The organism is Priestia sp. YIM B13490, assembly GCF_042787735.1.
Lineage (GTDB): Bacteria > Bacillota > Bacilli > Bacillales > Bacillaceae_H > Priestia > Priestia megaterium.
The window spans coordinates 638,119-652,132 of sequence record NZ_JBHZOT010000002.1 but is presented as its reverse complement, the minus strand read 5'-3'; the positions used below and the strand labels follow the sequence as shown (position 1 = coordinate 652,132).

15 protein-coding genes and 1 riboswitch are annotated in these 14,014 nt (G+C 39.3%); of the genes, 13 read left to right on the top strand and 2 right to left on the bottom strand.

Annotated features, from left to right (window positions below):
- The first annotated feature begins 128 nt into the window (after positions 1-128).
- The 13 genes from nei (at position 129) to ACFX4R_RS08610 (ending at position 12,636) form a co-directional block, all read left to right on the top strand.
- Positions 129-947: an endonuclease VIII gene (nei, locus tag ACFX4R_RS08670; RefSeq protein WP_043980226.1), complete on the top strand. Its 819-nt coding sequence runs from the start codon at positions 129-131 to the stop codon at positions 945-947.
- A gap of 105 nt (positions 948-1,052) precedes the next feature.
- Positions 1,053-1,430: an FAS1-like dehydratase domain-containing protein gene (locus tag ACFX4R_RS08665; RefSeq protein ID WP_043980224.1), complete on the top strand. Its 378-nt coding sequence runs from the start codon at positions 1,053-1,055 to the stop codon at positions 1,428-1,430.
- A gap of 215 nt (positions 1,431-1,645) precedes the next feature.
- Positions 1,646-3,025: a DUF6612 family protein gene (locus tag ACFX4R_RS08660; protein WP_162213666.1), complete on the top strand. Its 1,380-nt coding sequence runs from the start codon at positions 1,646-1,648 to the stop codon at positions 3,023-3,025.
- A gap of 157 nt (positions 3,026-3,182) precedes the next feature.
- Entirely contained in the window at positions 3,183-4,088 is a 906-nt protein-coding gene (gene murQ / locus ACFX4R_RS08655; protein WP_162213667.1) for an N-acetylmuramic acid 6-phosphate etherase, read from the top strand.
- 12 nt (positions 4,089-4,100) lie between these two features.
- Positions 4,101-4,955: a MurR/RpiR family transcriptional regulator gene (locus tag ACFX4R_RS08650; protein WP_013081906.1), complete on the top strand. Its 855-nt coding sequence runs from the start codon at positions 4,101-4,103 to the stop codon at positions 4,953-4,955.
- An 89-nt stretch (positions 4,956-5,044) separates the two neighbouring features.
- Positions 5,045-6,406 (top strand): PTS transporter subunit EIIC, encoded by a 1,362-nt coding sequence (locus ACFX4R_RS08645; RefSeq protein ID WP_025749740.1) that lies wholly within the window; start codon positions 5,045-5,047, stop codon positions 6,404-6,406.
- Positions 6,403-7,413 carry a MupG family TIM beta-alpha barrel fold protein gene (locus ACFX4R_RS08640; protein ID WP_043980214.1) on the top strand — a complete coding sequence of 337 codons (1,011 nt, stop codon included), beginning with the start codon at positions 6,403-6,405 and terminating at the stop codon, positions 7,411-7,413. The genes ACFX4R_RS08645 and ACFX4R_RS08640 overlap by 4 nt, the downstream gene beginning before the upstream one ends.
- 215 nt (positions 7,414-7,628) lie before the next feature.
- A riboswitch (TPP riboswitch) is annotated at positions 7,629-7,731 on the top strand.
- 114 nt (positions 7,732-7,845) lie between these two features.
- Complete coding sequence (locus ACFX4R_RS08635) at positions 7,846-9,123, top strand: acetylornithine deacetylase (protein ID WP_043980211.1); 1,278 nt, start codon at positions 7,846-7,848, stop codon at positions 9,121-9,123.
- Between the two features lie 5 nt (positions 9,124-9,128).
- Positions 9,129-9,800: a thiaminase II gene (gene tenA, locus ACFX4R_RS08630; protein WP_377569362.1), complete on the top strand. Its 672-nt coding sequence runs from the start codon at positions 9,129-9,131 to the stop codon at positions 9,798-9,800.
- Positions 9,793-10,557 (top strand): ABC transporter ATP-binding protein, encoded by a 765-nt coding sequence (locus tag ACFX4R_RS08625; RefSeq protein ID WP_013081911.1) that lies wholly within the window; start codon positions 9,793-9,795, stop codon positions 10,555-10,557. The genes tenA and ACFX4R_RS08625 overlap by 8 nt, the downstream gene beginning before the upstream one ends.
- Positions 10,554-11,297, top strand: coding sequence for an ABC transporter permease (locus tag ACFX4R_RS08620; protein WP_043980206.1), 744 nt, complete (start codon positions 10,554-10,556; stop codon positions 11,295-11,297). Before ACFX4R_RS08625 ends, ACFX4R_RS08620 begins: the two co-directional genes overlap by 4 nt.
- Positions 11,294-12,304, top strand: coding sequence for an ABC transporter substrate-binding protein (locus ACFX4R_RS08615; protein ID WP_016763180.1), 1,011 nt, complete (start codon positions 11,294-11,296; stop codon positions 12,302-12,304). Before ACFX4R_RS08620 ends, ACFX4R_RS08615 begins: the two co-directional genes overlap by 4 nt.
- A gap of 86 nt (positions 12,305-12,390) precedes the next feature.
- Complete coding sequence (locus tag ACFX4R_RS08610) at positions 12,391-12,636, top strand: ferredoxin (RefSeq protein ID WP_043980201.1); 246 nt, start codon at positions 12,391-12,393, stop codon at positions 12,634-12,636.
- Between the two features lie 116 nt (positions 12,637-12,752).
- Here ACFX4R_RS08610 and hxlB read toward each other — a convergent pair whose 3' ends face one another.
- The gene (gene hxlB / locus ACFX4R_RS08605) at positions 12,753-13,310 is read right to left on the bottom strand and encodes a 6-phospho-3-hexuloisomerase (RefSeq protein WP_013055598.1); all 558 of its coding nucleotides are present in this window, start codon (positions 13,308-13,310) and stop codon (positions 12,753-12,755) included.
- A 10-nt stretch (positions 13,311-13,320) separates the two neighbouring features.
- Positions 13,321-13,950 (bottom strand): 3-hexulose-6-phosphate synthase, encoded by a 630-nt coding sequence (hxlA, locus tag ACFX4R_RS08600; protein WP_013055599.1) that lies wholly within the window; start codon positions 13,948-13,950, stop codon positions 13,321-13,323.
- Between the last annotated feature and the right edge of the window lie 64 nt (positions 13,951-14,014).

Here is a 14,014-nt window from a genome sequence, read left to right as displayed (position 1 = left end):
AGTAACCGTCATGCATAATTTAAAGGTTCTTTTAGGAAAAGAAGAGTTCAACCGCTTCTTTCTTGCAAAGCAGAAATAAAACCGAAATAATAAATGAAGAAAGTTAGGCAAGAAAGGAGTTTCATTATATGCCAGAAGGTCCAGAAATTAGACGAGCAGCCGATGAAGTGGAAAAAGCGATTATTAGTCTTCCCGTTAGAGAGATATGGTTTGCTTTTCCATCTTTACAGCATTACGAAGAAGTATTAACGGGTGCTCGTATTAAAAGGGTAGATACAAAAGGGAAGGCTATGCTTATTCGTTTTGACAATGGCTATACCATTTATTCACATAATCAGCTTTATGGAAAATGGTATGTACGTTCATCTTACAATTATCCATCTACAAACAGACAGCTGCGTCTTGCTATTCATAATGAAAAAAAATCAGCGCTGCTCTATAGCGCTTCTGATATTGAAGTATTGCGTGATGAAGAAGTTTCTGCTCATCCTTTTGTATCAAGAGTAGGTCCGGATATTTTAAGTGAAGAAGTAACGGCAGATGAGCTTTTAGATCGCTTTTACTCTAAGTCATTTTACCGCAGAAAATGGGCGTCACTGCTGCTAGACCAAAGCTTTATAGCGGGGATTGGAAATTATTTGCGCAGTGAAATCTTATTTGTAGCGGGAATTAATCCTGCAGCTCGTCCGGTAGACTGCACGGAAGAACAGCTTAAAAAGGCAGCTGAAGCAACCATTTCTCTTGTCAAACGGTCCTATGAAACAGGTGGCATTACAAATGATGTAAAGCTTGCTGAAACGTTAAAAAAGAAAGGCCAAAAGCGCTCTGAATACCGCCACTGGGTTTTTAACCGTGAAGGAGAAGCTTGCCGAATTGACGGCACGCCTATCTTAAAAGTGCAAGCTGCTTCTAGAAGGCTTTATTACTGTCCTACTTGTCAAAAATAGCAGGATATATTTATTCTGCTATTTTTTTAATGTGGGAATGAATGACTGTTCATTTTTTGTGATATAGTTAAAAAGTAAAGTCATAATCTTAAGGGGAGGGATAAGATGGAATGTAAAACAGGAGATACATTTACGTGGCAAAGAACGTTTCAAGAGGAAGAAATCATGCAGTTTGCGGAGATGACTGGGGACCGGGGCAAACATCATATAGAACGTGACGAAAAAGGGCGGATAATGGTGCATGGACTTATGACTGCTAGTATTGGGACAAAAATAGGAGGAGACTTAAACTACATTGCAAGAGAAATGGTGAGTGAATTTCTTCGTCCAGTTTTTGCAGGAGATACAGTTACCTGTGAATGCATATTAACTGAAGTAGAAAAAGCAGATGGTTTTAAAAAAGTGAAAATCAAATCAGTGTATCGAAATCAACAAGGTAAAGAAGTACTGATAGGGACAAGTAATGGAGTTATTAGAGATTAAAATGAAAACGATAACAAAAAATAAGTTATGAATGTTGTTAGAAAAGTCACGGATTCGTGACTTTTTTATTATGCAATTTCCTGCTTTTGTTGGTTACCATTTAAATGTAAATATGGTAATTTAGTAAAGTTGAGTTTCGTAAATGGTAAAAATGTGTATTTACTAAGTACATAGATTCTTATTTTTGGAAAAATATTCAAAAAGGAGTTTCTTATATGAAAAAAATAATGAATACAGGCTTAGCACTATCATTCGCTCTATTGCTTTCGGCATGTGGGATGCCGTCTTCAGAGGAATTAACGGGTGACGTGAAAGAAGCACAAGAAAAGGTGAAAAATGTTCAAGTGAAGGTCACTGGAAAAGAAGAAGGATCCTCTGATTACCAAGTAAACGGAGTACAAGAGTTTGATTTTAAAAGTAAAGCAGGTTACATTAACACAAAAATGAACGGCGAAGAATTGAAGATGTATCATGATGGTGATGAAACGCTAGCTGTGGCTGGAGAAGAAAGCACAAAAGTACAGGGAGAAGAAAAAAAGTACGTTGCCGCTTTAATTAATAACGCTATGGAGCTTCAACAAAATCCAATACGCTACTATCAAAAATATGATAAAAATCTTCCAAATGAATTTGACGTCACCGAAAAAGACAAAGAGTATGTATTAACATTTAACGGAGACAAAGACAAAAAGCAAAAAATTGTAGCAGGTGATGCTAAAGCTTATTATAAAATAACAAATCAAGGCAGCGATACCGCTGTAGACCTTGACCAAATTAAGGGAAAAGATTTTTCGCTTGTTGTGACAATTGATAAAGAAACGAAGCAAATAAAGAAAGTAGTAAAAAATCAGTCGTATTCAGTTAAAGTAGACGGGAAAACAGAAAACTCAAAGTCTAAGCAAACGTATACGTATACATATAACCAATTAGACAATGTAACAAAACCAAAAGTGGAAGCAAAAGCCGCTGCTGCTTCTAAAGATAGCAGCACCGAAACGCCAAGTAAGGAAAAGCAAGCTGCCTATGCCAAGGAAGCAGGACAATACGTGGATGCTTTAATTCAAGCAACTGTTTATCAAAATACAGATCAATTTGTTGCTAAACATCCGAATCAGCAAGATAAGAAACAGGTGAAAGAAAAAGGGGAGTTCCAAAAGAGTTCGTTTGTAGAGTTTTTTGAAACGAATTTTAAAGGTGCTTTATCATCATTGAGCTCAAATATAACCGACGAGCAGTTAAACGAAGTAAGCAGCGCTTTTCTAAAAGCTCTTTCATCTACAAAATATAAAATTAAAGATGCAGCGTATAGTGATGAAGATGATGCGTACGTCGTACAAGTCGAAATTCAAGGATTTAACGATGCAAGTGTATTAGCGGAAGTCATGACACCACTTGCAGAAAAATATCAGGCGGGTGAGCTGAGTAACGAGCAGTTAGTAAACGAACTTATTAACGGAGTGGCAAAACGCTATCGTGAGCCAGTTGAATTACTTCCTGCAAAAACAGTCCCTGTACACGTCGTAAGAAATGGTGAACAAGATTACGAAGTTTTAATGCAAGATGAGTATCTGTTAACATTTGCTCAACAATCATAAATAGACATAAAAAAAGATTTTAGCTATATGCCTGAAGTCTTTTTTTGTGTTTTTTTTAAAATATAATTTTAAAAAATAAAATAAATTATTGAAATTATATTTCAAACAAATTATAATAGCCATAACTTCACTATATGATGAAAAAGGAGCCCAAAAGATGAATGAACAGCTTACGTTATTAACAACAGAGTCCCAAAACGAACACACAATGAAGATAGATACAGCTAGTACAAAGGAAATTTTAAACATAATGAATAAAGAAGATCAAAAAGTGGCGCTGGCTGTACAAAAAGTACTTCCAGACGTAGAGGTGGCAGTTGAATTTGTAAGTGAATCGTTTCAAAAGGAAGGCCGGCTTATTTATGTCGGAGCAGGAACAAGCGGGAGGCTGGGAGTATTGGATGCTGTTGAATGCCCGCCTACTTTCAGTACCAATCCCAATCAGGTACAGGGATTGATGGCTGGAGGAGAAAAAGCATTTGTTAAAGCAGTTGAAGGTGCTGAAGATAACGAAGAATTGGGAGCAGCAGATTTACAAAAAATTCATTTGAATGAACGAGACACAGTCATTGGAATTGCTGCAAGCGGACGCACTCCTTATGTGATTGGTGCATTAAGATATGCAAAATCTGTAAAAGCTAAAACGGTGGCGCTGTCTTGCAATGGTAATTCTCTTATTGGAAAAGAAGCGGACCATAGTATTGAGGTGGTAGTAGGTCCGGAAGTGCTAACAGGTTCCACAAGGTTAAAAGCAGCAAGCGCTCATAAAATGATTCTCAACATGATTTCTACAGCGGCTATGATCAAAGTAGGAAAAGCGTATGAAAACTTAATGATAGATGTTCATGTGAGTAATGAAAAGCTTAAAGAACGAGCAATAGGTATTATTTGTAAAATTACGGGTGTTTCTTATGAGCAAGCAAGTCGAACGCTTGAAGAAGCAAATAATGAGGTAAAAACAGCAGTGGTTATGATCAAAACAAATGAAAATTATGACACCGCGAAGATGTTACTGAATAATGCGGACGGTTATGTGAGAAAAGCGATTGAACATTACGTATAAAGGAGAGAAACGATGTCAACAGGCGGATTAACAATGATTAAAAACACGGTGGCTAAGCTTCCTGATTCGGAGAGGAAAATTGCTGAATATATTTTAAACAACCCGCATACTGTGGTAAACAGTACGGCTGGGGAACTAGGTAGACTAGCGAATGCGAGCAGTGCTGCTGTTATTCGTTTGTGTAAATCTATCGGGGTTAGCGGGTTTCAAGAATTAAAGGTAAGAGTAGCCGGTGATTTAGCTAGAGATACGGAGCAAGGATACCGCGATATTGAAACAAATGAAACGATTCAATCTATTGTCAAAAAAACGGCAAGCAACAGCATTCAAAGTCTAAGTGATACGGCCGAGCTTGTGAATTACAAAGAAGCAGAGCGGGCTGTTTTGGCGCTGATTGAAGCTAAAAACATTCATTTTTTTGGAATCGGTGCTTCACATATTATTGCTATGGATGCGCAGCAAAAATTTCTTCGAATTAATAAAAATGCGACTGCTTTTGCAGATAGCCATCTAGCAGCTACACTTATCGCAAATGCAAGTAAAGACGATGTAGTTGTGGGCATCTCTTTTTCAGGGGAGACTCCTGAAGTAAGCAATGTCTTATCTTTAGCTAAAAATCGCGGAGTAAAGACGATTAGCTTAACCAAGTACGGACAGTCTACCGTTTCGTCTTTAGCTGATATTTGTTTGTATACGTCTTATTCTCAAGAAGCGCCGTTTCGAAGCGCAGCTACATCGTCTCGTTTAGCCCAGCTTTATGTGATTGATGTGTTATTTTTAAGTATTGCAGCGCAGCAGTATGACCAGACGATTGAGTATATTGATAAAACAAGGGATGCCATTCAGTTTTTGAAAACTAAGAAATAAAAAAAAGAAAACGATTACAAAAGGGGATTTTGTGGTCTGTTTCCTCAGTACCGTGTCCATCTAAGAGGAAAATACAAAGGGGGATTAACATGTCTGTAGATAATCATCAATTAGCAAAGGTTATTTTGGAGATGCTTGGGGGAGCATCAAATATTGAAGCGTATACGCATTGTATGACTCGGCTGCGCGTGACTGTAAAAGATGATTCAATTGTAAAAAAGGCAGATATACGAAAGCTTGAAGGCGTACTTGGATTAGTTGAAGAAGAAACGCTGCAAATCATTATTGGTCCTGGAAAAGTAAACAAAGTAACAGAGGAATTTGGAAAGTTAATTGATGAATCTGGCGGTATTAATTTAGAAAATCGTGCGGCTCAGCGGAAATCAGAGCTGAAAGAAAAAAATGCAACTCCGTTTAAGCTCTTGCTTCGCCGAATTGCGAGTATTTTTATTCCGTTAATACCTGCTCTTGTAGCATCTGGACTTATCACCGGAGTGACAAAAGCAGCTGTTCAAGCGAAGTGGCTTCCGGCAGATTCACAGATTGCTATTCTTTTAACCGTTATCGGAAGCGGTTTATTTGCTTATCTTGGTATTTTAGTAGGTATTAATGCGGCAAAAGAATTTGGTGGTTCGCCGGCTCTAGGAGGCTTAGCCGGTATTTTAGTCATTAATCCTGCCGTAGCTGATATTAAACTTTTTGGTGAAGCACTTTTGCCGGGACGGGGCGGCTTAATAGGCGTATTGCTTGCAGCAATCTTTATGGCCGTAGTGGAAAAACGAGTGCGTAAATTTGTCCCTCAGTCACTGGATATTATTATTACACCGACCGTTACGGTGTTAATTACAGGCATTATTACGTATGTAGTGTTCATGCCAATCGGAGGTTTGATTTCAGATGGAATCACAAAAGGCCTTTTAGGAGTTTTAGAGGTTGGAGGAGTTGTAGCAGGCTTTGTTTTAGGAGCAACGTTCTTGCCGCTTGTCATTACAGGACTGCATCAAGGTCTTACTCCTGTTCATTTAGAGCTTATCAATTCAATTGGAGATGATCCGCTTCTTCCTATACTAGCAATGGGCGGAGCCGGTCAGGTAGGTGCCGCTTTTGCTATTTATATCAAAACGAAGAAAAAACGTTTAAAGCGAGCAATTGGAGGCGCTCTTCCTTCAGGGCTGCTTGGAATCGGAGAGCCGCTTATTTTTGGAGTCACACTTCCTTTAGGGCGTCCATTCTTAACCGCTTGTCTCGGAGCTGGAATCGGCGGAGCATTTCAGGCGCACTTTCATATTGCAACTGTAGCGGTGGGGGTATCAGGTTTACCGCTTACGTTTTTAGTTCATGCGCATCAAATTCTTCTTTATTTACTTGGATTAGTTGTTGCTTATGCAGCAGGCTTTGTTTGTACCTATTTCTTTGGATTTAACGATGAAATGGCGAGGGAGTTTGAATGATCGGTATTTCGTTTTATTTAAATGATAGTGATGCCCCCGAAAAATTAATAGAAGCGAGTGAGTGCGGCGTCACACGTGCATTCACTTCGCTTCACATTCCAGAAGAAAAAGGAGATTTGGCTGAACGGGCAAAAGACTTGCTTCATGTGGCTAGAGATTGTGGAATAAGCGTGTATGCAGACGTATCTAAGCATACGCCAGTTCATTTAGGTATTGAAAGCCTTATGTCGCTATCTTCACTTGGCGTATCTGGTATTAGACTAGACGATGGCTTTAGCGCAGAAGAAACTCTTTCGCTTGCGAATGAATTTTATATTGCTGTTAATGCAAGTACGTTATCCAAACAAGAAATTGAAGCACTCTTATCTGCAGGTCTTCATCATCATCAGCTGCTTGCATGGCATAATTTTTATCCGCGGCCTGAAACAGGGCTTGAAGAAACGTTTTTTCAACAGCAGACAGATTTATTTAATGAACTTCGGATTCCAGTCTGCGCTTATATTCCTGGAGAAGACGAAAAAAGAGGCCCTATTTATCAAGGTCTTCCTACTAGAGAAACAGACCGTAATAGATGTCCTTTTACCTCTGCAGTAGATTTATACGGATGCGGAGTAGCAGAGGTTTATATTGGAGATCCATGCGCCGGTTCAAGTTTATTAAAGCGTTTGGTTCAATATCAAGAAAGCCGTATTATTCCGCTGCGCATTCGTTCACCTCATATAGAGGGAACGTACAGCGTGCGTCCGGATGTATCAAAAGACGTTCTGCGTTTAGTTGATACTCGATCTGTAAAACCAGTGCCGCCATTTCATACAGTAGAGCGCAGAATGGGAGCAATTACAATGGACAATGATGGCTACGGACGTTACAGAGGAGAGGTTCAAATAGCTAAAACGAATTTGCCTGCAAATGCTAATGTGAATGTGATTGGGTATGTAATAGAAGAAGATCATGAGCTGCTTTCGTTAGTGAGACCGGGGCAAAAACTTGAGCTTGTCACTGTCTAAATGGAAAAACCGCGTATTTTTAAAAAAGCCGCTAACTAGTAAGCTTATAAAAGTAAAGAGCACACACTGCTTAAAAAAGGTGTGTGCTTTTTATTTTACTAAAAAGGAAACTATTTTCATTGCTGAATCATGAACCTTTCTATTGAATAAAACGCTTTACTATGATAAAACTATTACAGGTAAACATATGATAATCGTTTAATTTTATAGAGATACAACGCCACTAGGGGTGCTTTCTAAGCTGAGAGAGACGAGAAGTCTTAACCCTTATAACCTGAACTAGGTAATACTAGCGTAGGAAAGAGGTATTGTAATGGATGTTTTGTATGGTATTTCCTTACGAACTCGTTATAATAATTTTTTGTATATAAACAAAAACACTTCTTTCCTGCGAAAGAAGTGTTTTTTTATGCGTAAAGGAAGGTGTCATACATGGAAGAAACAATTGATTTGATTGTCAAACAGGTAGAGGAGCGCAAAGGGGAGCTAATCCAGTTAGTAAAAACGCTTGTTTCATATAAAACGCCGGCGCCTCCTGCACGAAATTCTCATGAAGCGCAGCGTTACGTAGCAGATTTCCTTAAAAGCTGCGGTTTTTCCATCGATATGTGGGATTTATATTGCAACGATCCTATTGTAGTGGGCACGCTAAAAGGGAAAAAATCAGCTGACTATCAAAGCTTAATTATTAACGGGCATATGGATGTAGCTGAGGTACAAGAAAATGAAAAGTGGGAGACAAATCCGTTTGAAGCTGTGGTAAAAGACAACATGATAATCGGACGCGGAGTTGCTGATATGAAAGGCGGCTTGGCAGGAGCATTATTTGCAGTCCAGCTTTTAACAGAAGCAGGAATCGAACTGCCGGGAGACTTGATTTTTGAATCCGTTGTAGGAGAAGAAGTGGGAGAGGCAGGTACGCTGCAATGCTGTCAGAAAGGATATACAGCTGACTTTGCGCTTGTTGCTGATACGAGTGATTTACATATTCAAGGTCAAGGCGGAGTGATCACGGGATGGATTACGATAAAAAGCAGTAAAACCTATCATGACGGTACACGCCGAAGTATGATTCATGCTGGAGGAGGTCTGTTAGCTGCGAGTGCTATTGAGAAGATGGCAAAAGTGATCGGAGGGCTGCAAGAATTGGAGCGCCACTGGGCTGTTACAAAAAGCTATCCAGGATTTTTGCCGGGAACAAATACGATTAATCCAGCAGTAATCGAAGGGGGAAGGCATGCTGCGTTTATTGCAGATGAATGCAGGCTGTGGATCACCGTTCACTATTATCCCAATGAATCATACGACCAAGTATCAAAAGAAGTGGAAGAATACATTTTAGCTATTGCAAAAGCAGATCCATGGTTAAAAGATAACCTGCCAACCTTTGAATGGGGAGGCACATCAATGATTGAAGACAGAGGAGAAATCTTCCCGTCATTAGAAATTGATGAAAATCATGCTGGAGTACAGCTGCTTGCAAATACTCATGAACAAATTGAAGGGAAAAAGCCCCCAATCGATGTGTCAACTAGCGTAACAGATGGCGGTTGGCTAGCTGATGCGGGAATTCCGGCAGCTATTTACGGTCCGGGAAATTTAGCAAATGCACATGCTGTGAATGAACAATTAGATATGAATCAGCTTATTCAATATACAAAAGTGATGGTGCAGTTCATTTATACGTGGCTGCATACGCATAAGGAGTGATCATCATGAAATTTAGTGAACGATTATACGAAAAGCTGCAGCCTATTTGGCGTCAAAATCATAATCATCCCTTTGTACAGGGAATGGGAGACGGAACGCTTGAAAAGGAGAAGTTTCGCTTTTACATGATTCAAGATTACCTTTACCTAATTGATTATGCCAAATTATTTGCGATTGGAGCCATGAAAGCTACTGATGTTCAAACGATGGGGAAATTTGCTGCACTTTTGGATTCTACATTAAACGAAGAAATGAGCCTGCACCGTGAGTATGCCAAGAAATTTGAAATCAGCGAAAAAGAATTAGAAAAAGCGCAGCCATCTCCTACAACGCTTGCATACACACACTATATGCTGCACGTTGGTCAAAGCGGAACATTAGCTGAATTAGTGGCGGCTCTTTTGCCTTGTATGTGGAGCTATTGGGAAATAGGAAAAGAACTCAGTGAAAAGCCTGGAGCTAACAATGAGTTTTATCATGAGTGGATTGAAATGTACAGCTCAGAAGAATTTGGAGAACTAGCGACATGGTGTATTAATTTATTCGACTCACTTACTGCAGACAAATCAGAAGTGGAGTTAGAAAAGCTCGAAGAAATTTTCTTAAATACAACGCGTTTTGAGTATATGTTCTGGGATATGGCTTATAACGAAGCGATGTGGCCAATTCATGAATAAGTCTGTGTTATCTTTTCAAAACGTCAGTTTTACGTACAAAAACGGTGATCAACCGATTTTAACATCATTAAACTTAGACGTGAAAGAAGGCGAGTTTGTCAGTATCGTTGGAGCGAGCGGTTCTGGGAAAAGTACGTTGTTTCGTCTCATTACAGGTCTTGAACAGCAGAGTGAAGGCGATATCGTGATTAACGGACAGTCTTATGAAAAGCGGCTTGGAAAAGTAGGCTACATGCCGCAGCAAGATTTGCTTCTTCCGTGGCGTACGATTTTAGACAATGCAGCGCTGCCGCTTGAGCTTCACAATGTGTCAAAAGCAAGTGCTCATAGGCAAGTATCTCAGCTGCTCGAAGAGTTTGGTTTAAAAGGGTATGAAAATCGTTTTCCAAGTGATTTGTCTGGAGGGATGAAGCAGCGTGTTTCTTTTCTGCGAACGGTATTAAGCGGTTCTAACGTACTGCTTTTAGATGAGCCTTTCAGTGCGCTTGATGCCATTACGCGTTTGTCGATGCAAGAATGGCTGCTTGAACAATGGCAAAAGCGTAAGCACACCATCTTATTTATCACTCATGACGTAAACGAAGCGCTTTTTTTATCAGATCGTATTTTTATCTTTTCAGACAAGCCGGTAAGTCATCTTGAAGAGATTCAAGTGCCGCTTAGCAGACCTCGAACGCAAAAAGATTTGAATCAACAGCGTGTGCTTGACGTAAAAGATTATTTAATTGAACAGCTTAGATCGAAGGTGAACACATGAAAAAGTACGGAGCTTCAGTGATATTAGTAGTCATTTTACTGGCTGCTTGGGAAATTGGAGCACGCATTGTAAACTATCCGTTTATTTTACCAACGCCCACCGGTATTTTAACGAAGCTTTGGGATTTGCGAATGGATTTATTGTTTAAGCATTTACCAGCTACGTTATCTATTGTCATAATTGGGCTGGTTATATCCGTTGTGCTAGGGGTTCTGCTGGCCGTGTGGATGAATTGGAGCTCGCTTATTGAGCGTGCCTTCTATCCGCTTATTATTGCGTCACAAATGATTCCGACCATTGCCATTGCTCCTGTATTTGTTCTCTGGTTTGGCTACTCCATTTGGAGCAAAGTGATTGTGACCGTATTAATTACGTTTTTTCCCATTACCGTTAGCACGTTTGACGGGCTTCGTTCCACAAACAAAGAGTTAAAAGAACTCATGTTAACGATGGGAGCAACAAAAAAAGATATTTTCTTTAAGTTGAACATTCCTTCTGCACTGCCTCATTTTTATTCAGGGCTCAAAGTAGCGGTTACCTTTAGTATAATAGGTGCTGCCATTGGCGAATGGTTAGGTGCACAAGCAGGCTTAGGATATTTCAGTCGTCGTATGATGACACAGTTTGATGCAGCTGGTGTATTTGCACCAATTGTAATTTTATCTGCGCTTGGTATTTTATTCTTTATTATTGTAGTAGGTTTTGAAAAACGTTCATTAAAGTGGAGGAAAACAGAATGAAAAAATGGTTTGTAATTGGCTTAAGCCTGATGCTTGTTTTGATGCTCGCTGCTTGTGGTCAGAACAAGGAAAATAAAGCTGGTGACAGTAAAAAATTAAAAGACGTTACAATTATGCTTGATTGGTATCCAAATGCAGTGCACAGCTTCATTTACGCTGCACAAGAAAAAGGATATTTCAAAAAAGAAGGGCTGAATGTAAAAGTACAGTTTCCTGCTAATCCAACAGACTCGCTTAATTTAGCAGCTGCGGGGAAAGTTACGCTCGGCCTTTATTATCAGCCTGATGTAGCAATGGCACGAGCAAATGAAGATGTGCCGGTAAAGTCGGTAGGAGCAATCGTAAGGTCTCCGTTGAACCGAGTTGTGGCGCTGAAAGATAGCGGTATTAAGCGTCCTAAAGATTTAGAAGGAAAAGTAGTAGGCTACAGCGGAACACCATTAAGTGAATCTGTTCTAAAGAAAATGGTGAAAAGCGATGGAGGAGATCCGAATAAAGTCAAACTAGTAGACGTAGGATTTGAGTTAAATTCATCGCTGATTAGTAAAAAAGTAGATGCCGTAATAGGGGCATATATTAATCATGAAGTACCATTGCTTCACAAAAAAGGATACAAAACGGTTGACATTGATCCTTCGGATTACGGCGTACCATCTTACTATGAGCTAGTGGCAGTTACTGGGGATCAAACATGGGCAAAAGATTCTGATACGATTAAAGCGTTTTGGCGTGCCGCGACAAAAGGATATGAGTACACAGAGAAGCATCCAAAAGAATCACTTCAAATTCTATTAGATAACCAAGATAAATCAAACTTCCCTCTTGAAAAAGACGTGGAAACAAAAAGTTTAAATATTTTACTTCCGAAAATGAAGTCTGAACACGGATTTGGCAGTCAAACGAAAGAATCATGGCAGTCAAATGTGGACTGGTTAAAAGAGTCAGGATTAATTAAGAAAAAGCCAAATGTAGATGAAATGTTTGAGAATATCGGAGAATCTAAGTAAATAATTTAAGACGAATTTAAAAAAACCTTCTTATACTGAACGTAACTTTCTGAAAGAGAAAGTGAAAAGGTAAAGGAGGTTTTTTTATGGCTTTTACGATGGTAGATAAGGAAACATGTATTGCTTGCGGAGCATGTGGAGGGAGCGCACCAGATCTTTATGATTATGATTCAGAAGGTCTTGCTTATGCTGTGTTAGATAACAACGAAGGAATAAAAGAGGTTCCTGAACATCAGCAAGATGAGATGATGGAAGCGTACGAAGGATGCCCAACAGACTCGATTAAAGTTGCAGAGCAGCCCTTTTATGGAGATGCAACAAAATTCGAATAGGGTTTTTGAAAAAAGTTAACGATAAAGTACATTTAGTTAGTTATGCGATAAATAAATATTTGGTGAAATAGAAAGTTTCAAAACAAAAAAGGTCTTGCCTAGAGCAAGACCTTTTTTTATTCTAAATTTGCATGCTTTCCGTACATTGTATGGGTATCAAGTTCTTTCTTCTCCATGAAGCGAAGAATCAGCGCATCGTAAAAGAGAAGAAGCGTTTGTTCAAACAATGATGCCATAGGCTGTACTGTTTGATAACTGCTTTGTTCTTGATCCTTAGGAGCACCAGGCAGCTTCACGATAAAGTCAGCCAGCTTGCCAAGCGTGGAGTCGGGAGAAATTGTGACTACTCCAACTTTTCCTCCAAGTTCTTTTGCTTTTTGAGCGATAGGAATCAAGCTCTTCGTCTCCCCAGAACCTGATCCGATGATTAATAAATCATCCTGCGTGAAAGTGGACGTCACGGTTTCTCCAATGACATAAGCATCAATGCCCATATGCATCATACGCATAGCAAACGACTTGCCCATAAGACCTGAACGGCCTGCTCCAGTGACAAACACTTTTTTAGATGAGATGATGCCATTTACAAGCTGCTCAGCTTCATCATCAGCGATTAGAGCTGTTGTTTGTAAAAGCTCATTCATAACTGTTTTTAAATGTTCGCTCGTCTGCATAGAAAGCTCCTTAATTTGTAATAAGCTCTTTCATTTGAGAAGCAACTGATTTTTTATCGTCTTGGCTCGTGATTCCTCCGCCAACGATAACAAGATCAGGCTGTGCTTTTACTACTTCAGGTAAAGATTCTAATTTAATTCCGCCAGCAACGGCTGTTTTTGCATTTTTTACAACGCTTTTGATTGTTACTAAATCTTCAAAAGAGTTTTGACCAACAGCTTGAAGGTCGTATCCTGTGTGTACACAGATATAGTCAACGCCAAATTCGTCTAGCTCTTTTGCGCGTCCTTTAATATCTTTTACCCCAATCATATCGACTAGAATTTTTTTACCTTGTTTTTTGGCTTCTTCAACTGCACCTTTAATTGACATATCTTCAGCAACACCTAAGATGGTAATGATGTCTGCTCCAGCTTGAGAAGCTTGCTGTACTTCATAGCCAGCTGCATCCATAATTTTTAGGTCAGCTAATACTTTTAAATTAGGAAATGCTTCTTTAATTTCTTTAACGGCGCGAAGCCCTTCATTGATTACAACGGGCGTACCGATTTCCACGATATCAATATGTTCTTCAACTTCTTTTACTACCTCTTTTGCTTGAGAGATATTAACAAGATCTAATGCTAATTGTAATTCCATTCTACTCCACTCCTTACAGAAATGTATAAATACCTTTTGTGCTTTTTTACATATAAAGCAGCTG